The organism is Pseudomonas sp. B21-056 (assembly GCF_026016325.1).
In the GTDB taxonomy this organism is placed as follows: Bacteria; Pseudomonadota; Gammaproteobacteria; order Pseudomonadales; family Pseudomonadaceae; genus Aquipseudomonas.
This window is the reverse complement of the sequence record NZ_CP087203.1, coordinates 2,238,759-2,262,845: the sequence shown is the minus strand read 5'-3', so window position 1 is coordinate 2,262,845 and position 24,087 is coordinate 2,238,759. Positions and strand designations below refer to the sequence as shown.

The 24,087-nt window shown below is 60.8% G+C and carries 20 protein-coding genes; 11 read left to right on the top strand and 9 right to left on the bottom strand.

The genetic code is table 11. The annotated features are described in order from the left end of the window. Positions 1–103: 103 nt before the first annotated feature. From cysG to LOY67_RS10065, 6 genes are all read right to left on the bottom strand, one after another. Complete coding sequence (gene cysG, locus LOY67_RS10090; protein ID WP_265067018.1) at positions 104–1,498, bottom strand: siroheme synthase CysG; 1,395 nt, start codon at positions 1,496–1,498, stop codon at positions 104–106. Further along, positions 1,499–2,779 carry a serine--tRNA ligase gene (gene serS, locus LOY67_RS10085; RefSeq protein ID WP_265067017.1) on the bottom strand — a complete coding sequence of 427 codons (1,281 nt, stop codon included), beginning with the start codon at positions 2,777–2,779 and terminating at the stop codon, positions 1,499–1,501. It abuts the gene before it with no gap. Positions 2,780–2,792: 13 nt separating this feature from the next. After that, entirely contained in the window at positions 2,793–3,170 is a 378-nt protein-coding gene (crcB, locus tag LOY67_RS10080; protein ID WP_238965044.1) for a fluoride efflux transporter CrcB, read from the bottom strand. After that, positions 3,167–4,492, bottom strand: a complete 1,326-nt coding sequence (locus LOY67_RS10075; protein WP_265067016.1) for a replication-associated recombination protein A — start codon at positions 4,490–4,492, stop codon at positions 3,167–3,169. The genes crcB and LOY67_RS10075 overlap by 4 nt, the downstream gene beginning before the upstream one ends. A gap of 164 nt (positions 4,493–4,656) precedes the next feature. Continuing rightward, positions 4,657–5,280, bottom strand: a complete 624-nt coding sequence (gene lolA, locus LOY67_RS10070) for an outer membrane lipoprotein chaperone LolA (RefSeq protein ID WP_024779296.1) — start codon at positions 5,278–5,280, stop codon at positions 4,657–4,659. 57 nt (positions 5,281–5,337) lie between these two features. Further along, a complete protein-coding gene (locus LOY67_RS10065; RefSeq protein WP_265067015.1) occupies positions 5,338–7,743 on the bottom strand; it encodes a DNA translocase FtsK in 2,406 nt (801 codons plus the stop codon). A 317-nt stretch (positions 7,744–8,060) separates the two neighbouring features. Between LOY67_RS10065 and trxB the strand changes: the two genes are divergently transcribed. The 4 genes from trxB (at position 8,061) to infA (ending at position 11,054) form a co-directional block, all read left to right on the top strand. Next, positions 8,061–9,020 (top strand): thioredoxin-disulfide reductase, encoded by a 960-nt coding sequence (gene trxB, locus LOY67_RS10060; protein ID WP_265067014.1) that lies wholly within the window; start codon positions 8,061–8,063, stop codon positions 9,018–9,020. 213 nt (positions 9,021–9,233) lie between these two features. Continuing rightward, the gene (aat, locus tag LOY67_RS10055) at positions 9,234–9,914 is read left to right on the top strand and encodes a leucyl/phenylalanyl-tRNA--protein transferase (protein WP_265067013.1); all 681 of its coding nucleotides are present in this window, start codon (positions 9,234–9,236) and stop codon (positions 9,912–9,914) included. A gap of 56 nt (positions 9,915–9,970) precedes the next feature. Then, entirely contained in the window at positions 9,971–10,678 is a 708-nt protein-coding gene (locus LOY67_RS10050; RefSeq protein WP_265067012.1) for an arginyltransferase, read from the top strand. A 157-nt stretch (positions 10,679–10,835) separates the two neighbouring features. Further along, on the top strand, positions 10,836–11,054 hold the full coding sequence (infA, locus tag LOY67_RS10045) for a translation initiation factor IF-1 (protein ID WP_002553999.1): 219 nt from the start codon (positions 10,836–10,838) through the stop codon (positions 11,052–11,054). Positions 11,055–11,284: 230 nt separating this feature from the next. Here infA and clpA read toward each other — a convergent pair whose 3' ends face one another. Both clpA and clpS read right to left on the bottom strand, forming a co-directional pair. Next, positions 11,285–13,555, bottom strand: coding sequence for an ATP-dependent Clp protease ATP-binding subunit ClpA (clpA, locus tag LOY67_RS10040; protein ID WP_265067011.1), 2,271 nt, complete (start codon positions 13,553–13,555; stop codon positions 11,285–11,287). Between the two features lie 29 nt (positions 13,556–13,584). Further along, a complete protein-coding gene (gene clpS / locus LOY67_RS10035) occupies positions 13,585–13,947 on the bottom strand; it encodes an ATP-dependent Clp protease adapter ClpS (RefSeq protein ID WP_015094394.1) in 363 nt (120 codons plus the stop codon). A 241-nt stretch (positions 13,948–14,188) separates the two neighbouring features. On the opposite strand from clpS, the gene cspD reads away from it, so the two are divergent. Then, positions 14,189–14,452, top strand: coding sequence for a cold shock domain-containing protein CspD (gene cspD, locus LOY67_RS10030; protein ID WP_265067738.1), 264 nt, complete (start codon positions 14,189–14,191; stop codon positions 14,450–14,452). Positions 14,453–14,528: 76 nt separating this feature from the next. On the opposite strand, the gene icd is transcribed toward cspD, so the two are convergent. Continuing rightward, a complete protein-coding gene (gene icd / locus LOY67_RS10025; protein ID WP_265067010.1) occupies positions 14,529–15,785 on the bottom strand; it encodes an NADP-dependent isocitrate dehydrogenase in 1,257 nt (418 codons plus the stop codon). Between the two features lie 482 nt (positions 15,786–16,267). On the opposite strand from icd, the gene LOY67_RS10020 reads away from it, so the two are divergent. From LOY67_RS10020 to purB, 6 genes are all read left to right on the top strand, one after another. Continuing rightward, positions 16,268–18,493, top strand: coding sequence for an NADP-dependent isocitrate dehydrogenase (locus LOY67_RS10020; RefSeq protein ID WP_265067009.1), 2,226 nt, complete (start codon positions 16,268–16,270; stop codon positions 18,491–18,493). Positions 18,494–19,080: 587 nt separating this feature from the next. Beyond that, a complete protein-coding gene (locus LOY67_RS10015) occupies positions 19,081–19,956 on the top strand; it encodes a hypothetical protein (RefSeq protein ID WP_265067008.1) in 876 nt (291 codons plus the stop codon). A 195-nt stretch (positions 19,957–20,151) separates the two neighbouring features. Continuing rightward, the gene (locus LOY67_RS10010) at positions 20,152–20,598 is read left to right on the top strand and encodes an NUDIX hydrolase (RefSeq protein ID WP_265067007.1); all 447 of its coding nucleotides are present in this window, start codon (positions 20,152–20,154) and stop codon (positions 20,596–20,598) included. Between the two features lie 59 nt (positions 20,599–20,657). After that, on the top strand, positions 20,658–21,782 hold the full coding sequence (mnmA, locus tag LOY67_RS10005; RefSeq protein WP_265067006.1) for a tRNA 2-thiouridine(34) synthase MnmA: 1,125 nt from the start codon (positions 20,658–20,660) through the stop codon (positions 21,780–21,782). Further along, positions 21,779–22,402, top strand: coding sequence for a high frequency lysogenization protein HflD (gene hflD / locus LOY67_RS10000; RefSeq protein ID WP_265067005.1), 624 nt, complete (start codon positions 21,779–21,781; stop codon positions 22,400–22,402). The genes mnmA and hflD overlap by 4 nt, the downstream gene beginning before the upstream one ends. A gap of 258 nt (positions 22,403–22,660) precedes the next feature. Continuing rightward, positions 22,661–24,031: an adenylosuccinate lyase gene (purB, locus tag LOY67_RS09995; RefSeq protein WP_265067004.1), complete on the top strand. Its 1,371-nt coding sequence runs from the start codon at positions 22,661–22,663 to the stop codon at positions 24,029–24,031. Positions 24,032–24,087: the final 56 nt, after the last annotated feature.

The following is a 24,087-nucleotide window of genomic DNA, read 5'->3' as shown; positions in this document are numbered from 1 at the left end:
GCAGGCTCGCTCCCACATGGGATCCGGGTGCAACCATAAATTCCTGGTTACACCCAGCCCAATGTGGGAGCGAGCCTGCTCGCGATTGAAGACGACGCGGTCTCTAGACCTGCCCCTGCGCCCCTTCAAACCACGCCAGTTTCTCGCGCAATTGCACCACTTCCCCAACGATCACCAGCGTCGGCGCATGCACCTCATGCTCCGCCACCAATTGCGGCAGGTCCGCCAGAGTGCCGGTGAACACCCGCTGGTTGGACGTCGTGCCCTGCTGGATCAGCGCCGCCGGGGTATCGGCCGCGCGACCGTGCTTGATCAACTCGCTGCAGATGCTCGGTAGCCCCACCAAGCCCATGTAGAACACCAAGGTCTGCGCCGGCGCCACCAGATCCGCCCACGGCAGGTCAGTGGTGCCATCCTTGAGATGGCCGGTGATGAAACGCACCGACTGGGCATAGTCGCGATGGGTCAACGGGATACCGGCATACGCCGCGCAACCGCTGGCCGCGGTGATGCCCGGCACGACCTGGAACGGGATGCCTTGGGCCGCCAGCTCTTCGATCTCCTCACCGCCACGCCCGAAGATGAACGGGTCGCCGCCTTTCAAGCGCACCACCCGCTTGCCTTGCCGGGCCAGTTCGACCAACTGCTGGTTGATCTGGTCCTGGGGCACGGCATGGTCGGCGCGGCGCTTGCCGACGTAGATCCGTTCGGCATCACGCCGACATAGCTCGAGAATCGCTGGCGCGACGAGACGGTCGTAAAGCACCACGTCGGCCTGCTGCATCAAACGCAGGGCGCGGAACGTCAGCAGATCGGGATCACCCGGCCCGGCACCCACCAGATAGACTTCACCCGGTGCGTGGGGCGCCTGGCCGGCGATTTTTTCGCGCAGCAGGCGCTCGGCTTCGGCACCCTGCCCGGCCAACTGGCGGTCGGCGATGGGGCCCTGGAACACCTCTTCCCAGAACGCCCGGCGTTGTTGCACATCCGGGAACAGCCGTTTGACCTGGTTGCGAAACTGCGCCGCCAGACCCGCCAGTTGCCCGTAGGTCGAGGGAATCCAGGTTTCCAGTTTGGCGCGGATCAGCCTTGCCAGCACTGGCGCGTCGCCGCCGCTGGACACCGCGATCACCAGTGGCGAGCGGTCGACGATGGCCGGGAAGATCACGCTGCACAGGGCCGGCGCGTCCACCACGTTGACCGGCACGCAGCGCTTGTGAGCGTCGGCCGAGACCTGGGCATTGAGGGTTTCGTCGTCGGTGGCGGCGATGATCAGGCCGCAACCGCCCAGGTCCGCTTCGAGATAACCGCGCAGGACACACTCGCCTCCGCTGCCACTGACCAGCTCCCGCAGTTGCGGCTCGATTTCGGGTGCGACCACCCGCAGCAGCGCGCCGGCATCGGCCAGCAGGCGGGACTTGCGCAAGGCAATCTCGCCGCCGCCGACCACCAGCACGCGACTGCCGCGCAGGTTATGGAACAGTGGCAGATAGTCCATTTAGCCGATGACCTCGATGCCACCCATGTACGGCTTCAACACCTCAGGCACACGGATCGAACCGTCGGCCTGCTGGTAGTTTTCCAGCACCGCCACCAGGGTCCGGCCCACCGCCAGGCCGGAGCCGTTGAGGGTGTGGACCAGTTCCGGCTTGCCGGTTTCAGGGTTGCGGAAACGCGCCTGCATGCGACGGGCCTGGAAGTCGCCACAGTTGGAGCACGACGAAATCTCACGGTATTTGTCCTGGCTCGGAATCCACACTTCCAGGTCGTAGGTCTTGACCGCGCTGAAACCCATGTCGCCGGTGCACAGCGCCAGGGTGCGATATGGCAGCTCCAGCAGTTGCAGGACCTTCTCGGCGTTGGCGGTCAGGCTTTCCAGGGCTTCCATGGATTTGCCCGGCTCGACGATCTGCACCATCTCGACCTTGTCGAACTGGTGCTGGCGAATCATGCCGCGGGTATCGCGACCCGACGCCCCGGCTTCACTGCGGAAGCACGGCGTATGGGCGACGAACTTGATCGGCAGTTGCTTGGCGTCGACGATCTCGCCGGCCACGATGTTGGTCAGCGACACTTCAGCCGTCGGGATCAGGTACAGGTCGGCCTCGCCTTCGCGGCCGATCTTGAACAGGTCTTCCTCGAACTTCGGCAACTGGCCGGTGCCTTGCAGGGCCGGTGCCTGCACCAGGTACGGGGTGTAGGCCTCTTCGTAGCCATGCTCGGTGACGTGCAGGTTGATCATGAACTGGGCCAGGGCCCGATGCAGGCGGGCAATGGGCCCGCGCAGCAGGGCAAAACGGGCGCCGGACAGCTTGGCGGCGGTTTCGAAGTCCAGCCAGCCGAACTTCTCGCCCAGGGCGACGTGGTCCTGCACCTGGAAATCGAACGCTTTTGGCGTGCCCCAGCGACGGACTTCGACGTTGCCATCTTCGTCTTCACCGAGCGGCACCGACTCGTGGGGCAGGTTCGGAATGCCCAGCAGGATCGAATCCAGCTCGGACTGGATCTTGTCCAGGGCCAGCTTGCCGTTGTTGAGTTCGGTGCCCATGCTCTCGACGTTCGCCATCAACGGCGCGATGTCTTCACCGCGCTGCTTGGCCTGGCCAATGCTCTTGGAGATCGCATTACGCTCGGCTTGCAGCTTTTCAGTCTGAGTCTGGACGGTCTTGCGCTGCTCTTCCAGCGCTTCGATGCGCGCGACGTCCAGGGCAAAGCCACGGGATGCCAGGCGGTCCGCTACGTCCTGAAGGTTGCTACGTAACAGTTTGGAATCGAGCATGTCGGTCTCTCGTTTAGATAAGTTTGGTCAGGGACAGGCCGGCCCAGGTGGCGAGCAGCCCGCCGAATACGCTGGCTGCCGCATAGCCCAGGGCCAGCGGCACCTGCCCGCTTTCCAGCAGGCGCACCGTATCCAGTGAAAAGGACGAAAAGGTCGTCAGGCCGCCAAGGAAGCCGACGATCAGCCCCGCGCGCACTTCGACAGGCACTTCGGGACGAATCAGGAACAGACCGTATAAAACGCCGATCAGCAGACAGCCCACGATATTAACGGTCAGCGTCGCGGTATAGAAGTGCCGGGGCCAATTTGCGTTGACCCAATTGCCGGCGGCGAAACGTGCCAGGGTGCCGGCAATGCCGCCAGCAGAAACTGCAAGTATCAGGGGAATCAAGGCTTTCTCCGCTGCCGTGGGCTCAGGCGATCCAACTGCGCCAGGTGATTCAGCTTTTCGCCGATCTTCAGCTCCAGGCCACGGGGCACCGGCTGATAGAACGGCTGGGGGTCGAGTGCTTCGGGAAAATAGTCTTCGCCGGCGGCGTAGGCATCCGGTTCGTCGTGGGCGTAGCGGTATTCATCACCGTAACCCAACTGCTTCATGAGCTTGGTCGGGGCATTGCGCAGGTGCAGCGGGACCTCGAGGGAACCATGCTCGGTGGCGCTGCGCATGGCTGCCTTGAAGCCCATGTACACCGCATTGCTTTTCGGTGCACAGGCCAGGTACGTGATGGCCTGGGCCACGGCGAGCTCGCCTTCGGGGCTGCCCAGGCGTTCCTGCACATCCCAGGCCGCCAGGCACAGGCTCAAGGCGCGGGGATCGGCGTTGCCGATGTCTTCGCTGGCCATGCGCACCACCCTTCGTGCGAGGTACAACGGATCGCAGCCACCGTCGATCATCCGGGCGAACCAGTACAGGGCCGCATCGGGGTTGGAACCCCGTATGGATTTGTGCAGCGCCGATATCTGGTCGTAGAACGCCTCGCCGCCCTTGTCGAAACGCCGCCGGGTGTCGCCCAGCAGGCTTTGCAGCAGCTCGACACCGATTTCGCTGTCATCCTCGGCCAGGTCCGACGCGTTCTCCAGCAAGTTGAGCAACCGCCGGCCATCGCCATCGGCCGCTGAAAACAGGATCTGGAAACCTTCGTCGCTGAGGCTCAGCCTGCGCTTGCCCAGGCCGCGCTCTTCGGTCAGCGCCCGGTGCACCAGCTTGCGCATCGCCGCTTCGTCGAGGCTCTTGAGCACATAGACCCGCGCCCGGGACAGCAAGGCGTTGTTGAGTTCGAACGAAGGGTTCTCGGTGGTCGCGCCGATGAAGATCAGCGTGCCGTCTTCGACATAGGGCAGGAACGCATCCTGCTGGGACTTGTTGAAACGGTGCACTTCGTCGACGAACAGAATGGTGCGCTTGCCGTATTGCCCGGCCTGCTGCTTGGCGACTTCCACCGCCTGGCGGATCTCCTTGACCCCGGCCAGCACTGCCGACACCGTTTCGAAATGCGCGTCGGAGACTTCCGCCAGCAGCCGTGCCAAGGTGGTCTTGCCCACGCCCGGCGGCCCCCAGAAGATCATCGAATGCAACGCACCCTGCTCCAGGGCTTCGCGCAGGGGCTTGCCCCGGGCCAGCACATGCTCCTGGCCGACGTACTCATCCAGGTTGGTCGCGCGCAGGCGGGCGGCCAATGGCTGGGCAATCGGGGCGCTTCGAAACAGGTCCATCACTGCTTATGCAACCTCCACTGGGTTCCATGGACACCACCATCCCCTTGTGGGAGCGAGCCTGCTCGCGATGGCAATACCACATTCAACATCAATGCTGACTGATCCGACGCTATCGCGAGCAGGCTCGCTCCCACAGGTCCTGTGTTCCAATCAGCTATTGTTTATTCCTGGATGACATCGGCACCCTTGGGGATGTCGAACTTGAACTTGGACGCCGCGATCGGTTCGTTGGCCTTGACTCCGGTGAACAGGATGTTGGTGCGCTGGCCGACGCTGTCGATCAGTTGCATGTCATTGACCAGGCCGTTGCGGAACGACAGGCGCAGGCTGTCGAACAGGCTGTCCTTGGTCTTGGGCTTGAGGGTGAAGTCGATCACGCCACCCGCTTCCTTGGCCGTGATGTCGAAGCTCTGGCTGATCTTGGAAATGTCACCCGACAGCAACAATGCCGGCGTCTGGGTCAGGCGCTGGTCGAGATTCTTGATGGTGACCTGCTCCAGGTCCGGGTCCCACAGGGAGACTTTCTTGCCATCGGACACCATTAGCTGTTCAGCCGGTGCGTCGGTGTGCCAGTAGAACAGCCCCGGACGCTGGAGCGCCATGTCACCGGCGGTTTCCTGCAACTGGGTGCCGCTGCCGTCCAGGGTCAGCTGGGAAAAGCGTGCGGTCAGGGTCTTGGATGTTTCCAACAGCTGGGTCAGGCGGGCCACGTCCTTTTCATCGGCATGGGCCGACAAGGTGGTCAGGGCCAGTACGGGCAACAGCAGCATGCGAATCAGGCGCATGGGAATCCTCATGAATTCGTGGGGGTTCGAGCGGCGCGTGAAGGGCCGCCCGGGTCATTAGTCGCGCATCGGGCCCGGCGCCAGTACTTCGCGCGAACCGTTGGTGTTCATGGCCGTCACGACCCCGGCCATTTCCATGGCTTCGATCATGCGTGCGGCACGGTTGTAGCCGATCTTGAGCTTGCGCTGGACGGCGGAAATCGACGCCCGGCGGCTTTCCAGGACGAACTGCACCGCTTCGTCATAGAGCGCATCGGTTTCCGCGTCTTCGTCGCCACCGCCGCCACCGCCCTCGAAACCGCTGCCGGCTTCTTCGACACCGTTGAGGATGTCGTCGTTGTATTCGGGAGCGCCACGCAGTTTCCAGGCTTCCACCACGCGGTGCACCTCGTCGTCGGAGACGAACGCACCGTGTACGCGGATCGGCAGGCTGGTGCCCGGCGGCATGTAGAGCATGTCACCGTGACCGAGCAATTGCTCGGCGCCGCCCTGGTCGATGATGGTCCGCGAGTCGATCTTGCTGGACACCTGGAACGCCATGCGGGTCGGGATGTTGGCCTTGATCAGGCCGGTGATCACGTCCACCGACGGCCGCTGCGTGGCGAGGATCAGGTGGATACCCGCCGCACGGGCCTTCTGGGCGATACGGGCGATCAGCTCTTCGACCTTCTTGCCGACGATCATCATCATGTCGGCGAATTCGTCCACCACCACCACGATGGTCGGCAGCTTGTGCAGCAGCGGCGCTTCGTCGTGGATGTTTTCGCGGTGGTACAGCGGGTCGGTCAATGGCGTGCCGGCCTCTTCGGCTTCCTTGACCTTGGCGTTGAAGCCCGACAGGTTGCGCACGCCCATCTTGGCCATCAGCTTGTAGCGACGTTCCATCTCGGCGACGCTCCAGCGCAGGGCGTTGGCGGCGTCCTTCATGTCGGTAACCACCGGGCACAAGAGGTGCGGGATGCCTTCGTAGATCGACAACTCAAGCATTTTCGGGTCGATCATGATCAGCTTGGCGTCTTCCGGGCCGGACTTGAACAGGATCGACAGGATCATCGCGTTCACCCCCACCGACTTACCGGAACCGGTGGTACCGGCCACCAGCAGGTGGGGCATCTTCGCCAGGTCGGTGATGACCGGCTTGCCGCCGATGTCATGGCCCAGGGCCAGGGTGACCGGCGACTTGTGGTTGTCGTACTCGGGGGTCGACAGCACTTCGGAGAAGCGCACGATCTGCCGGTCCTCGTTGGGAATCTCAATACCCACGGTGGTCTTGCCTGGAATCACTTCCACCACCCGCACGCTGGTCACGGCCAGCGAACGCGCCAGGTCCTTGGCGAGGTTGGCGATGCGGCTGACCTTCACCCCGGCGGCCGGCTGAATCTCGTATCGGGTGATGACCGGGCCTGGGTGAATCGAATCCACCGACACCTCGACACCGAACTCCTTGAGCTTGATTTCCAGCAGATGGCCGACGGCCGCCAGGGATTCGGGGGAATAGTTGAGCTGTTTCTTCTCGGCCGGGTCCAGGATCGAAATCGGCGGCAAGGTGCCTTCCACCGCGCTGTCGACGAACAGCGGCACCTGTTTCTCTTTTTGCACGCGCTTGCTCTGCTCCGGCGGCTTGGCCGGGGCCATGGTGATGACCGGCGGCACCTGCTTCTCGCGCTCGGACATGTGCTTGCTCAGGGCCTGCTCGCGCTCGATCAAGCGTTCCTTGACCTTGGCCTGCTCGCGCTTGTCGGGCACCGTCGGGGCCACCACGTCATGGACCCGGTCGTCCACTTCACGCAGTTGCGCCACCAGTTGCTTGCGCTCGGTACGCGCCGCCCACCAGCGATTCACGGCGCCCTGGATCAATTCGATCAGGTCGAGGGTGATCTTGCCGGTGATGTCCATGACCTTGAACCACGACAGGTCGGTGAACACCGTCAGGCCAAACAGGAACAGGGCGATGAACAACAGCGTGCTGCCCTGGATGTTCAGGGCGTTCCTGGCCAGATCGCCAAGGCTTTCCCCCAGGGCCCCGCCCGCCCCGGCCGGCAGGCCAGTGGGGGCATGGAAATGGATATGGGCCAGCGCGGCCCCCGACAGTACCAGGAACACCAGGCCGATCAGCCGCCAGGAGAACAGCCAGCCGCTCCACTGCCACGGCTCGTGGCGCTGGCGAAAGATCTGGTAGGCCTTGATTGCCAGCAACAGCGGGAAGATATAAGCGAAATAACCCAGCACCATGAACAGGATGTCGGCGCTGTAGGAGCCGGCCGGACCGCCGAAGTTCTGCACGTCGTCGATCTTGCTGTTATGGCTCCAGCCCGGATCGTCCTTGCCGTAGGTCAGCAAGGCCATCATCAGGAACAGGCACAAGGCACCGATGGCGATCAATGCACCTTCCTTGAGTCGGTAGTGCAATTGCTGGCGCCAGAGCGGGACGACTGTTTTAGGTGCTGCGGTGGATTTCTTCAAAACGCTTCTTTTCCTGCGCCAATGGCGCGTCCATCTGTTGAATGACTATAAAAACTGCTCACTACGAGCAGGTAAAAAAGTGAATGTGCACAACCGGTACTACTTTTACCACTGAGAGGTGCGTCCGGAAAACCGCAGGTGTTGCCGAAGATGTTGATCTTTAGCCCATCCTGCGTTCAAAACTCAAGCATTGTACGGGTTTGTCGGCGCCAAGGCATTGCCCGCACGCCGGGTGACAGCGTCGTCGGAAACGGGTCGCACAAGCGCCAATTGGACCATGCATTGTCTTTTGTGACAAAGGCTTATGAGGTGTTTTTATGAACGAAGTGAAGCATTCACGCCTGATCATTCTAGGTTCCGGTCCCGCAGGGTACAGTGCAGCGGTCTATGCCGCCCGAGCCAACCTCAAACCCGTTGTCATTACCGGCATACAGGCCGGAGGCCAGCTCACCACCACGGTCGAAGTCGATAACTGGCCCGGCGACGTCGAAGGCCTGACCGGCCCGGTACTGATGGAACGTATGCAGCGACACGCCGAGCGCTTCGACACGCAGATCGTCTACGACCATATCCACACCGCCAAGTTGCAACAGCGGCCGTTCGAGCTCATCGGCGACAGCGGCACCTACACCTGTGATGCCTTGATCATCGCCACCGGCGCATCCGCCCAGTACCTGGGCCTGCCATCGGAGGAAACCTTCGCCGGCAAAGGCGTTTCCGCCTGCGCGACCTGCGACGGGTTCTTTTACCGCAACCAGGTGGTGGCCGTGGTCGGCGGCGGCAACACCGCGGTTGAAGAAGCCTTGTACCTCTCCAACATCGCCCGGGAGGTGCATCTGATCCACCGCCGGGACAAGCTGCGCTCGGAAAAAATCCTGCAGGACAAACTCTTCGAAAAGGCTGCCAACGGCAATATAAGGCTGCACTGGAACCAGAACCTGGACGAAGTGCTGGGGGACGCCAGCGGCGTCACCGGCGCGCGCCTGCGAAGCAGCCAGAGCGGCGAGACCAGTACGTTGCAACTGGCCGGGGTGTTCATCGCCATCGGCCATAAACCCAATACCGATCTGTTCCAGGGCCAGTTGACCATGCGCGACGGCTACCTGCTCGTGCGCGGCGGCAGCGAAGGCAATGCCACCGCGACCGATATCGAAGGTGTGTTCGCAGCCGGCGACGTGGCCGATCATGTGTATCGCCAGGCCATTACCTCGGCCGGTGCCGGCTGCATGGCCGCGCTGGATGCCGAGAAGTATCTCGATGACATTCCGGCCGTTTGACGGTTATCTTTGGACAAGCGCGCATCTTGTGGCGAGGGGATTTATCCCCGCCGGGCTGCACAGCAGCCCTAAAACCAAACACCCCGGTGGGTCAGACGGATTGAATAGGCTGCTTTTGGGGCTGCTGCGCAGCCCGGCGGGGATAAATCCCCTCGCCACAATTCATCCGCGCGCAACCTCTGGTGCCCTCCCCTTCTGCAAGTTCGGACAACAATGCTGACGTGGTTACAACGCAATTCCCTTGATTTTCCACCCCTGGAAAAAGCCATGCGCGACCCCAACGGCTTGCTGGCCGCCGGCGGCGATCTGTCTGCCGACCGGCTGATCCAGGCTTATCGCCACGGCTGCTTCCCCTGGTTTTCCGAGGGGCAACCGATCCTGTGGTGGTCTCCCGACCCGCGCACGGTGCTGTTTCCCGACGAACTGCATGTCTCGCGCAGCCTGGGCAAGCTCCTGCGCAAACAACGCTATGAAGTGACGTTCGACCAAGACTTCGCGGCGGTCATCCAGGCCTGCGCCGCACCGCGGGCGTATGCTGACGGCACCTGGATCACCGGTGCCATGCAAACCGCCTACCTGGAACTGCATCGGCGCGGCTTCGCCCATTCGGTGGAGGTCTGGGACCAGGGTCTGTTGGTGGGCGGCCTGTACGGCCTGGCCATGGGCCAACTGTTTTTCGGCGAATCCATGTTCAGTCGGGCCGACAACGCGTCGAAATTCGGCTTCGCCACTCTGGTCCAACACCTCAAGACGGCCGGTTTTGTGCTGATAGACTGCCAGATGCCCACCGAGCACTTGCACAGCCTGGGCGCCCGGTCGATCACTCGCTCAGCGTTTGCCGGCTACCTCAAGGCGCACCTGGACCAGCCCAACCACGCAACCTGGGTTTGCTGAGCGACATTTGCCCCAGTGGCTTACACTTAATCCAAAGCTTATCCCGAGGGTTGATCATGACCGAGTTGGCGCGCTTGAAGTTTTATGCCACTCAACCCCACTCTTGCAGTTATCTGCCCGAAGAGCAGGCTACGACGCTGTTCCTCGACCCTAGCCAGCCCATGGATGTGCACGTCTATGCAGACCTGTCGGAAATGGGTTTTCGGCGCAGTGGCGATCACCTCTACCGGCCCCATTGCCAGCATTGCAATGCGTGCGTGCCAGCGCGCATCCCGGTGGCGCAATTTACGCCTGATCGCCAGCAGAAACGCATTTTCAAGCGCAATGCCGATCTCCAGGTGCGGCCGGCCAAGCCCCAGTTCAGCGAAGAATATTTCGACCTGTACCAGCGCTACATCGAGCAGCGCCACGCCGACGGCGACATGTACCCGCCCAGCCGCGATCAGTTTTCGACCTTCCTGGTGCGTGACCTGCCCTTTTCCCGCTTTTATGAGTTCCGCCTCGAAGGAAGACTGGTGGCGATTGCCGTCACGGACCTGCTGCCCAACGGGCTTTCAGCGGTGTACACCTTTTATGAGCCGGACGAAGAACGGCGCAGCCTGGGACGCTTTGCCATTCTCTGGCAGATCAACGAAGCCCGGCGCCTTGGCCTGGAAGCGGTGTACCTGGGCTACTGGATCAAGAACTGCAAGAAAATGAACTACAAGACCCAATATCGGCCGATTGAACTGCTGGTTAACCAACGTTGGGTTGTCCTCAGCTAGTGTCCTGCCTCGGAAATAAGCCGTTCATTTTTGGCGACGCCTGAGACAGGCCACTAGAACCCCTTGGCTTGCCCCCCCTTTTTCGGGCACAATGCACGCCGCTTTTGCCTGGCGCAGTTGCACCGGGCCATTCACTGGACACCGAGGGCTTTACTGCATGTCGAAAGAAGACAGCTTCGAAATGGAAGGCACTGTCGTCGACACCCTGCCCAACACCATGTTTCGTGTGGAGTTGGAAAATGGGCACGTCGTTACCGCGCACATCTCCGGCAAGATGCGCAAGAACTACATTCGTATTCTTACCGGCGACAAAGTGCGCGTCGAGCTGACGCCCTATGACTTGAGCAAAGGGCGCATCACTTACCGCGCTCGCTAACAGGTCAATACAAAACGCCCGGCTGATACCGGGCGTTTTTGTTTGCCTGGGATTTGATGACCACGCAGATCCAATGTGGGAGCGAGCCTGCTCGCGATGGCGGTGGATCAGCCTGCATTGATGTTGAATGTGTCGGCGCCATCGCGAGCAGGCTCGCTCCCACAGGTTCGATATTCTCAAGACAACAAAAAGGCGCCTTCCGGCGCCTTCTGCTTTATTACAGGTTTCGATCAGGCCATTTCGGCCGTGGTTTCGAAGTCGAAGGTCAGCTCGCCATCCTTGATGTCGATGTGGACCACACCGCCATGCTCGGCCAGTTCGCCAAAGAGGATTTCCTCGGCCAGCGGACGCTTGATCTTGTCCTGGATCAGGCGAGCCATCGGCCGTGCCCCCATCGTCACATCGTAACCACCTTCTGCCAGCCAGCTGCGGGCCGCATCGGTGACTTCCAGCAGCACACGCTTGTCTTCGAGCTGCGCCTGAAGTTCGGTGAGGAACTTGTCCACCACGCTTTTGATGACCTCATGGCTGAGGCGACCAAACTGGATAATAGTGTCCAGGCGGTTGCGGAATTCAGGTGTGAAGCTCTTCTTGATCACTTCCATCGCATCGGACGAGTGGTCCTGATGGGTAAAGCCGATCGAAGCCCGCGCTGCGGTTTCGGCACCGGCGTTGGTGGTCATGATCACGATCACGTTGCGGAAGTCCGCCTTGCGCCCGTTGTTATCGGTCAGCGTCCCGTGGTCCATGACCTGCAGGAGCAGGTTGAAGACTTCCGGATGCGCCTTCTCGATTTCATCGAGCAACAACACACAGTGTGGCTGCTTGGTGATGGCTTCGGTCAGCAAACCGCCCTGGTCGAAACCGACATACCCCGGAGGCGCACCGATCAGACGCGAGACGGTGTGGCGCTCCATGTACTCGGACATGTCGAAGCGTACCAGTTCGATCCCCATTGCCTTGGCCAGTTGCCGTGCGGCCTCGGTCTTGCCCACACCGGTGGGACCGGCGAACAGGAAGGAACCGACCGGCTTGTCCGGCGACTTGAGACCAGCGCGGGACAGCTTGATGGCCGTCGACAGCGAATCGATGGCCGCATCCTGGCCGAACACCGTCAGCTTCAGGTCACGCTCCAGGTTACGCAGCAGTTCCTTGTCGGAACTGGTGACGTGCTTGGGCGGGATACGGGCGATTTTCGCCACGATATCCTCGACCTGAGGCACTTCGATGCGCTTGACGCGTTTCTCCACCGGTTGCAGGCGCTGATAGGCACCCGCTTCGTCGATCACATCGATGGCCTTGTCCGGCATGTGCCGGTCATTGATGTAGCGCGAGGCCAGTTCAGCCGCGGCCCGCAGGGCTTCATCGCTGTACTCGATATTGTGGTGCAGCTCGAAACGCCCCTTCAGGCCGCGCAGGATGCCAATGGTGTCTTCCACCGAAGGCTCCGACACATCGACCTTCTGGAAGCGCCGAGCCAGGGCACGGTCCTTCTCGAAGATCCCGCGAAATTCCTGGAAGGTGGTCGAACCGATGCAACGGATATCGCCCGAAGACAGCAGCGGCTTGAGCAGGTTCGAGGCGTCCATGACACCGCCGGACGCGGCACCCGCACCGATGATGGTGTGGATTTCGTCGATGAACAGGATGGCCTGCGGACGTTTCTTCAATTCGCCCAGCAACGCCTTGAAGCGCTTCTCGAAATCGCCACGGTACTTGGTACCGGCCAGCAGGGCGCCCAGGTCAAGGGAATACACCACGCTGTTGGCCAGCAGGTCCGGTACCTGGTTGTCGACAATACGCTTGGCCAGGCCTTCGGCAATCGCGGTTTTACCCACGCCCGCCTCGCCCACCAGCAACGGGTTGTTCTTGCGACGCCGAGCCAGGATCTGCGCAACACGCTCGACCTCCGCCTCGCGCCCGACCAACGGGTCGATGCGACCCTGGCGTGCCAGTTCGTTCAGGTTGCTGGCATAGGCGTCCAGCGGATTGCCCGAAGAAGAAGACTCGCCGCCCTCCTCGTCCTGCATATCCTGCTCGCCTTCGGAATGGTCGCCATGCCCCGGCACCTTGGAAATGCCGTGGGCGATGTAGTTGACGACATCTATACGCGCAACGCTCTGCTGCTTGAGCAGGAAAACCGCCTGGCTTTCCTGTTCGCTGAAGATGGCGACCAGCACGTTGGCGCCGGTGACTTCACGCTTGCCCGAGCTCTGTACATGAAAGACAGCACGTTGCAGGACACGCTGGAAGCCCAGGGTTGGCTGGGTTTCACGATCCTCGTCATGAACGGGGATCAACGGCGTGGTGGAGTCAATGAACTCCTGCAGATCATGCTTGAGTTTATCGAGGTTCGCGCCGCAGGCACGCAAAACGGTGGCGGCAGCCTCGTTATCCAATAGGGCCAGCAGCAGGTGCTCGACGGTCATGAACTCATGACGCTTCGAACGGGCCTCCTTGAAGGCTAGATTGAGGGTGACTTCGAGCTCGCGGTTTAACATGGCTTCACCTCATACCCAAGTGGTCGGCGTTAACCGTCCTTCTCGATTTCACAGAGTAGCGGATGCTGGCTTTCCCGGGCGTACTGGTTGACCTGCATGGCCTTTGTTTCGGCGATGTCGCGGGTAAACACTCCACATACTGCCCGTCCCTCTGTATGGACGGCCAGCATGACCTTGGTCGCCAGCTCGCGATTCAGGTTAAAAAACACCTCGAGCACTTCGACGACGAAATCCATCGGTGTGTAGTCATCGTTGAACAAAACCACCTTGTACATCGGTGGCGCCTGCAACGCAGGCTTTGCTTCCTGAACAGCAATGCCTGCGGAATCGTCGTCATGTAGATCCGGGCGATCCTGATTGAATGTTAGTCGAATCTGGCTGATTGCATGCATGGAAAGAAAGGTTCGTTTAGTTGGCAAATACAGTGATGGGGGCACTGGCTGGCGATTTCAACCGCCACCGCCGCGTCACCTTGACTATCGGCAAAACGGTGTTACAACCAATAGAGCCCATCGTGGGTTAAAAAGGTCCGTGGAATCGATCCTTAAAACAAGATTAGATTGCGGATGAACTGGATGATACTCCAGTGATGGAGTGCGTTGCAGAGGGAAATGGTCTATGTCGGTCGTCAAGATGAGTGGCAAGGTGAAATGGTTCAACAACGCCAAGGGCTACGGCTTTATTCTGGCGTCTGGCAGGGATGAAGACCTTTTCGCACATTTCTCGGCCATCAGGATGGAAGGCTACAAAACCCTGAAGGCCGGGCAGCCCGTGACATTCGAAGTGATCCAGGGGCCCAAGGGCCTGCACGCGGTCAACATTTCGCCGGTCGAGGTCGAAAGCACATCTGCCCCCGAAACAGTCAAAGTCAAAACCAAAGTCACTGAAACCCATTGACCATCTGCAGTCATCGGTCAACAAAACGCCCGGCTCGATCACTCGAGCCGGGCGTCCTTATTGCGCGTCGATCCGCTTACATGTGCGAGATCATGGCATCGCCGAAGCCCGAGGACGACACCAGCCTGGCACCTTCCATCAGGCGTTCGAAGTCATAGGTCACGGTCTTGGCCGAAATCGCGCCGTTGGTGCCCTTGATGATCAGGTCGGCCGCTTCGGTCCACCCCATGTGACGCAGCATCATTTCTGCCGACAGGATCAGCGACCCCGGGTTGACCTGGTCCTTGCCCGCATACTTGGGCGCGGTACCGTGGGTGGCTTCGAACATCGCCACGGTGTCGGACAGGTTGGCACCCGGCGCAATACCGATACCGCCCACTTCCGCCGCCAGGGCGTCGGAGAGGTAGTCGCCGTTGAGGTTGAGGGTCGCGATCACGTCATATTCGGCCGGACGCAACAGGATCTGCTGGAGCATGGCATCGGCGATGGCGTCCTTGACGACCACGTTCTTGCCGGTCTTCGGGTTCTTGAATTGCATCCACGGCCCGCCATCGAGCAGCGTGGCGCCAAATTCCTCGGCGGCCACTTCGTAGGCCCACTCCTTGAAGGCACCTTCGGTGAACTTCATGATGTTGCCTTTGTGCACGATGGTCAGGGAGTCACGATCGTTGTCGACCACGTACTGCAAGGCCTTGCGCGCCAGGCGCTTGGTGCCCTGCTTGGAAACCGGCTTGACGCCGATGCCGCAATCCTGGTCGAAACGGATCTTGGTGACACCCATTTCTTCCTTCAGGAACTTGATGACCTTGGTGGCCTCGGCCGAACCGGCCTTCCACTCGATGCCGGCATAGATGTCCTCGGAGTTCTCGCGGAAGATCGTCATGTCCACGTCGCCAGGTTTCTTCACCGGGCTCGGCACGCCTTCGAACCAGCGCACCGGGCGCAGGCAGACGTACAGGTCCAATTGCTGACGCAGGGCCACGTTCAACGAGCGGATGCCGCCACCGACCGGCGTGGTCAGGGGGCCCTTGATGGAAACCACGTAATCCTTGACCGCATCCAAGGTTTCCTGGGGCAGCCAGGTGTCCTGGTCGTAGACCTGGGTGGCTTTTTCACCGGCATAGACTTCCATCCAGGAAATCTTGCGCTTGCCGCCGTAGGCCTTCTGAACCGCAGCGTCCACAACCTTGATCATGACCGGACTGATGTCGACGCCAATGCCGTCGCCTTCGATGAAGGGGATGATCGGGTTGTCGGGAACATTAAGAGAATGGTCTGCATTGACGGTGATCTTGTCACCGACGGCTGGAACCTGAATCTTTTGATACCCCATGCTGAACTCCATTGCTTGGATTGAACATCTGGCTGCGTCCGAGCGTACCCCAGTTGAATCGACGCGCAAACCCTAGGTTAGACCCATCGAGGGGAAAGTCGCACAGTTCGCCACGTACAAGCCTGAAAACCAAGGGAAAAGCGCCAAATATGAGCATAGGCCAGCGCACCGGTCCTGCGACGTTTAGACCAATGGACGTATCTGGAGGTCTATGAACCATCGGCAGATTGCCAGCTACCTATGTATAATGCCGCCGCTGACCGCAGGGTCACGACGGCTGACTGCTCTACCAAGGGCCTTCCCGCCAGTTATAAAGCCGGACCGTTATCGCGGCCCGACCGCTTGACGCTCGACTGATGCACCCAACATCACCGCGAAGAAACCTCGACATTCGGCTCACGGCTGACTTTGAACGAACGCGCTTACCCGGCGCCCCTCGAGTTTCTGCGCATGCTTTAGCAAAGAAGAGAGTTAATCCGAATATGCCCACCCGCTCGAAGATCATCTATACCTTCACCGACGAAGCGCCCGCCCTCGCCACCTATTCGCTGCTGCCGATCGTCGAAGCCTTTACCGCTTCGGCCGAGATTGCCGTGGAAACCCGCGACATCTCCCTCGCAGGGCGCATCCTGGCCAGCTTCCCCGAGCAACTGGGTGACAAAGCCGTAGCCGACCACCTCGCCGAACTGGGCGACCTGGCCGTCACGCCTGAAGCCAACATCATCAAGCTGCCGAACATCAGCGCCTCGGTGCCGCAACTGCAGGCCGCGATCAAGGAATTGCAGGCCCAGGGCTACGCACTGCCGGACTATCCGGAAACCGTGACCAGCGAAGCCGACAAAGAAGCCAAGGCCCGTTACGACAAGGTCAAGGGCAGTGCCGTGAACCCGGTCCTGCGCGAAGGCAACTCCGACCGCCGCGCACCTCTGTCGGTCAAGAACTATGCCCGCAAGCACCCGCACAAGATGGGCGCCTGGGCCGCCGACTCCAAGTCCCACGTGGCCCACATGAGCACCGGCGATTTCTACGGCAGCGAAAAAGCCGCCCTGATCGACGCCGCCGGCAGCGTGAAAATCGAGCTGATCGCCCAGGACGGCACTGCCACCGTCCTGAAGGAAAAGACCACCGTACAAGCCGGTGAGATCCTCGACTGCGCCGTGATGAGCAAGAACGCCCTGCGCGACTTCATCGCCGCCGAAATCGAAGACGCCAAGCAAAAAGGCGTGCTGCTGTCGGTTCACCTCAAGGCCACCATGATGAAGGTCTCCGACCCGATCATGTTCGGTCAGATCGTCGCCGAGTTCTACAAGGACGCCCTGGCCAAGCACGCCCAGGTGCTGGAGCAGATCGGCTTCAACCTGAACAACGGCATCGGCGACCTGTACGCCCGCATCAAGGCCCTGCCGGCCGAGCAGCAGGCGCAGATCGAAGCTGACATCCAGGCGGTCTACGCAGTGCGTCCTGCGCTGGCGATGGTCAACTCCGACAAGGGCATCACCAACCTGCACGTGCCGAGCGACGTCATCGTCGACGCCTCGATGCCGGCCATGATCCGTGACTCCGGCAAGATGTGGGGCACCGACGGCCAGCTGCACGACACCAAGGCCGTGATCCCGGATCGCTGCTACGCCACCATCTACCAGGCGGTGATCGAAGACTGCAAGGCCAATGGCGCCTTCGATCCGACCACCATGGGCAGCGTGCCGAACGTCGGCCTGATGGCCAAGAAAGCCGAAGAGTACGGCTCCCACGACAAGACCTTCCAGATCAAGGCCGACGGCGTGGTCCGTGTTTCGGACAGCAGCGGTCGCACCCTGCTGGAGCAGAGCGTCGAGGCTGGCGACATCTTCCGCATGTGCCAGACCAAGGACGCGCCGATCCAGGATTGGGTCAAGCTGGCCGTCAACCGTGCCCGCGCCAGCAACACCCCGGCCATCTTCTGGCTGGACCCGATGCGCGCCCATGACGGCGTGGTGATCGAGAAGGTCCAGGCTTACCTGAAGGACCACGACACCACCGGCCTGGACCTGCGCATTATGTCGCCGGTCGACGCAATGAAGTTCACCCTGGGTCGTACCCGCGACGGCAAGGACACCATTTCGGTGACCGGCAACGTGCTGCGCGACTACCTGACCGACCTGTTCCCGATCATGGAACTGGGCACCAGCGCCAAGATGCTGTCGATCGTGCCGCTGATGAATGGCGGCGGCCTGTTCGAAACCGGTGCTGGCGGTTCCGCGCCGAAACACGTTCAACAACTGCTGGAAGAAAACTTCCTGCGTTGGGATTCCCTGGGCGAGTTCCTGGCCCTGGCCGCCTCCCTCGAACACCTGGGCGTGACCTACAACAACCCGAAAGCCCTGGTACTGGCCAAGACCCTCGACCAGGCAACCGGCGAGTTCCTGGACCGCAACAAGTCGCCTTCGCGCAAGGTCGGCGGCATCGACAACCGTGGCAGCCACTTCTACCTGACCCTGTTCTGGGCCCAGGCACTGGCCGCACAGAATGACGATGCAGCCCTCAAGGCGCAGTTCACCACCCTGGCCAAGACGCTGACCGACAACGAAGAAAAAATCGTTGCCGAGCTCAATGCCGTTCAAGGCAAGCCGGTGGAAATCGGCGGCTACTACTTCGCCAACCCTGAGCTGACCAGCAAGGCCATGCGCCCGAGCGCCACCTTCAACGCAGCGATTGCCGCGCTGGTATAAGGTTGTAAGCAAGTACACGAACCCCGGCCTTGTGCCGGGGTTTGTGTTTCCAGACGGCTCGCGATGACGATTTATCATCCAGCACCTGTACTGACCTGCCCCACCGCTATCGCGAGCAGGCTCGCTCCCACAAGGGTGAGTGCAAGGCAGCTATCGCGCTCACCGCACCCCCCTGTGGGAGCGAGCCTGCTCGCGATAGCGATTTACATCCGACACCGGACAGGACGAGCAGACTGTTTGACAGAATCCGGAGGCCGCCTAGGCTTAAAAGCATCGTTCCAAGTACGCCCTCTTCACTGAAGGCGCATGAAGTAAACCATCAGCATTGAAAGCCCTGGCGTGACCCAAACACACCCCTTTCAGCCTTATGGATGCGAGATGTCTCGGCAAGAGAACGAGAGAGAGTCAGATCGTCATTTTGAAGCTGGAATTGACTAAAGTTGTACCGACCTCAAGTGGAGCGAAACTGGATTGCTGCAATCGCCTGCATGGCGATAGCAATCCTTCTTGCACAGGGTCTGTTTTTTCAGCGAACAGGACGCGTTGAAAACTCACCACCTGGCTCGCACACGTTGAGGAAACACACCGTGAAAACAGATTCGCAAGTGACCATACCCGCTCAAAAACATTTCACTATTGTGAATTTCAGCTTCCTGGACCTGACAGTATTCCCCACTCTGCACGCCAGAGATGGCGAGGGTGAGCCTTTTGAGTATCGTGAAGTCAATGAACTCCGCACTTCTGGCGGAAGGTATTCTACGGATGTGCGCACCAATCACTATGGAGAGCGATACAGCTACGCCACCACCTCCCATGAATTACTGTTCAAAAGCCCATCGGCCGAATACCGATTCAACGCAACCAAGTTCGGCAATCAAGTAACCTATTCAACCCACTCACCTCGCGCCGCCATCGACACATACTATTGGATCTTTGACGACTTCATAGCCAGCATTGGACTTGCGATCAACACACCAAGCACACCCGCCGACCGCAACAAGACCGACATAGGGTGCGAGCTCCAGATCAACGATCAGGTCATTCCCTACTCACCCAATGACCCACTGCATCCCGCCCCCTCAAAAAAGGTATCGCAAGTCGTTATCGCGGACACGGATAAATTTTCTTTCTTATCCAACGTCAACCTCTATTTTTCAGGCTGTGATGTGTACCAGGATTATCCTCCCGGAAAAATACACAAAGTTGAACGACACGGCGAAGGCAATCCAAGGGTGGCTTCCGAGTTCTACCTGACACCGGATAAAAATTATCCGGCCGGAGTGACAAATCTGACTATTAAAGACGGATTTTCGGAATCAACGGCTGTTGTCGAGTTCGATCACGACGTATCCAACAAACAGGTAACGATCACCATTAAATCCTTTACAAGCAGACTTTGTGATATTCGAGACATCTGGCACTACGAAGAAAACTATCCCAATGCGATATGCATTGCGCTTTAGCATCGACTGACCCAGCGCTATCGCGAGCAAGCTCGGCCTCCACAGTTTCCAGGCCGTTCAAAAGTCCTGTGGGAGCGAGCCAGCTCGCGATGGTGGTTTATCATCCGACACCTGTATTGACTGACCTGCCGCCATCGCGAGCAGGCTCGCTCCCATAAGGGTTGTGTTTCACTATTCAGATTTCGAGGAAGCCACATGGATTGGAAACCCCACATCACCGTCGCCACCATCGTCGAGGACAACGGCCGCTTCCTGATGGTGGAGGAATCCAAGGGCGGGCGCGCGGTGCTCAATCAGCCTGCCGGGCACCTGGACCCGGACGAAAGCCTGAGCGAAGCCGCCGTGCGCGAAACCCTGGAGGAAACCGGCTGGGACGTAGAACCCACCAGCGTGGTCGGCATCTACCTGTATACCGCCCCCAGCAATGGCGTGACCTACCAACGGGTCTGTTTCGCTGCCAAAGCGCTCAAGCACCACCCCGACTATCAACTGGACGACGGCATCCTGGGTGCCCGGTGGCTGACCCGCGACGAACTGCTCGAACAACGCGACCGTTGGCGCAGCGAGCTGATCATCCGCTGTATCGACGATTATCTGGCCGGCCATCGCCACAGTCTGGCACTGATACGCCCTTCTCTTTAGCCTTGCGCGCCCGGGCCTGATAGAATCGCGTCCTTTTTCAAGACACTCATTGAATTCCTATGCGTGATCCAGCTCCTTCCGGCTCCACCAAGAAGCGCGTCATTGTCGGCATGTCCGGCGGCGTGGACTCTTCCGTTTCCGCCCTTCTGCTGATCGAGCAGGGTTATGAGGTGGAAGGCCTGTTCATGAAGAACTGGGAAGAAGACGACGGAACCGAATACTGCACCGCCATGGACGACCTCGCGGACGCCCAGGCCGTGTGCGACAAAATCGGCATCAAGCTGCACACCGCCAATTTCGCCGCCGAGTACTGGGACAACGTGTTCGAGCACTTCCTGGCCGAATACAAGGCCGGCCGCACGCCGAACCCGGACATCCTCTGCAACCGCGAAATCAAGTTCAAGGCGTTCCTCGACTACGCCATGATGCTGGGCGCCGACCTGATCGCCACCGGTCACTATGTGCGCCGCCGTGACATCGACGGGCGCACCGAGCTGCTCAAGGGCCTGGATCCGAACAAGGACCAGAGCTACTTCCTGCATGCCGTCGGCGGCGAGCAGATCGCCAAGACCCTGTTCCCGGTGGGTGAACTGGAGAAGCCCGAAGTACGGGCCATCGCCGAGAAACACGCCCTCGCCACCGCTAAGAAGAAAGACTCCACCGGCATCTGCTTCATCGGCGAACGGCGCTTCAGCGACTTTCTCAAGCAATACCTGCCGGCCCAGCCCGGCGAGATCAAGACCCCCTCAGGTGAAGTCATCGGCCGTCACCATGGCCTGATGTACCACACCATCGGCCAACGCCAGGGCCTGGGCATCGGCGGGCTGAAGGACGCCGGCGAAGAGCCGTGGTACGTGTTGATCAAGGACCTGGAGCACAACGAGCTGATCGTCGGCCAGGGCAATGATCATCCGTGGTTGTTTTCCCGTGCCCTGCTCGCTTCCGACATCTATTGGGTCAACCCGATCGACCTGAGCGAACCGCGCCGCCTGACGGCCAAGGTACGCTATCGCCAGAGCGACCAGCCCTGCACCCTGGAAAAGACCGCCACCGGCTACCGCGCCACCTTCGATGATCCACAACGGGCGGTCACCCCCGGCCAGTCCGTGGTGTTCTACGACGGCGAAATCTGCTTGGGCGGCGGCGTGATCGAAGTCGCAGAGCCGTGGAGCAGCAAGGCATGAACCCGATCCAGGAGCAACTGACGGCGTTGGGCGGTGTGTTTCTCGCCGCCGTGCTGGTGGACCGGATCGCCAAGACCGGCCAGACCTCCGAGGCCGGCCTGAGCTGCATGCTCGGCAGCCTGCTGGTGCGCGACCCCAAGGACACCCTGGAAGTCTATGGCGGCGACGACCTGAACCTGCGCGAAGGCTATCGCGCACTGATCGGCGCCCTGGAGCGCGACCCCAGCGCCCTGCAACGCGAACCGCTGCGCTATGCCCTGTCGATGCTGGGCCTTGAACGCCAGCTCGCCAAGCGCGACGACCTGCTGGACACCATCGGCAAGCGCCTGCCGCAGATCCAGTCCCAGGTCGAGCATTTCGGTCCTTCCCACGAAAACGTCATCGCTGCCTGCGGCGCGCTGTACCAGGACACCCTGAGCACCCTGCGCCAGCGTATCCAGGTGCATGGCGACATGCGCAACCTGCAACAGCCCAGCAACGCCTCGAAGATCCGTGCCCTGTTGCTGGCCGGCATTCGTTCGGCGCGGCTGTGGCGACAACTGGGGGGGCATCGCTGGCAACTGGTGATCAGCCGACGCAAATTGCTGAAAGAGCTTTACCCGTTGATGCGCAACGAATAAGTCGTCTCAACCCGTTTTTTTGTGGCGAGGGAGCTTGCTCCCGCTGGGCTGCAGCGCAGCCCCTTTGCGTCTGGCTGGTCGAACGGCTTGCCTGGATTCAGGGCCGCTTCGCGCCCCAGCGGGAGCAAGCTCCCTCGCCACAGGTAATAAATAGTACTTCGTTACGCGTAATACGCCGGTCAGTTGGCGACGGACCGGCGCTTGTTTTCATGTATGATACGCGCCCCATTTCGTTGCCCGACTGTCCGAGAACACCCCATGCAGCTCTCTTCGCTCACTGCGGTTTCCCCTGTAGACGGCCGCTACGCCGGCAAAACCCAGGCCCTGCGCCCGATTTTCAGCGAGTACGGCCTGATCCGTGCCCGCGTCCTGGTTGAAGTGCGCTGGCTCCAGCGCCTGGCCGCCCATCCTGCCATCGGCGAAGTCCCGGCGTTTTCCGCCGAAGCCAACGCGGTGCTCAATGCCCTGGCGGACAACTTCGCGCTGGAGCACGCCGAGCGCGTCAAAGAGATCGAGCGCACCACCAACCACGACGTCAAGGCGATCGAGTACCTGCTCAAGGAGCAGGCGGCCAAGCTGCCGGAACTGGCCAACGTCAGTGAGTTCATCCACTTCGCCTGCACCAGCGAGGACATCAACAACCTGTCCCACGCCCTGATGCTGCGCGAAGGCCGCGACGATGTAATGCTGCCGCTGATGCGCCAGACCGCCGAGGCCATCCGTGAGCTGGCGATCCGTTTCGCCGACGTGCCGATGCTGTCGCGCACCCACGGCCAACCGGCGTCGCCGACCACCCTGGGCAAAGAGCTGGCGAACGTGGTGTACCGCCTGGAGCGCCAGATCGCTCAGGTCGCTGCCGTACCACTGCTGGGCAAGATCAACGGTGCCGTAGGCAACTACAACGCTCACCTGTCGGCCTACCCGGAGATCGACTGGGAAGCCAACGCCCGTGCCTTCATCGAAGACGAACTGGGCCTGAGCTTCAACCCGTACACCACCCAGATCGAACCGCACGACTACATCGCCGAGCTGTTCGACGCGATCGCGCGCTTCAACACCATCCTGATCGACTTCGACCGCGACATCTGGGGCTACATCTCCCTGGGCTACTTCAAGCAGCGCACCATTGCCGGCGAAATCGGTTCCTCGACCATGCCGCACAAGGTCAACCCGATCGACTTCGAAAACTCCGAAGGCAACCTGGGCATCGCCAACGCACTGTTCCAGCACCTGGCGAGCAAACTGCCGATCTCCCGCTGGCAGCGTGACCTGACCGACTCCACCGTACTGCGTAACCTCGGCGTGGGCTTTGCCCACAGCGTCATCGCCTACGAAGCCAGCCTCAAGGGCATCGGCAAGCTGGAACTGAACGAGCAGAAGATCGCCGCCGACCTGGACGCCTGCTGGGAAGTCCTGGCCGAGCCGATCCAGACCGTGATGCGTCGCTACAACATCGAAAACCCGTACGAAAAGCTGAAAGAACTGACCCGTGGCAAGGGCATCAGCCCTGAAGCGTTGCAGACTTTCATCGACGGCCTGGACATGCCTGCCCAAGCCCGCGACAAGCTGAAGAAACTCACGCCGGCCAGCTACATCGGCAATGCGGCGGCACAAGCCAAGCGCATCTGACCGAGCGCTTTGCCCCTGAGACGCCCGGCCGCGCCGGGCGTTTTTATTCGCGTCTG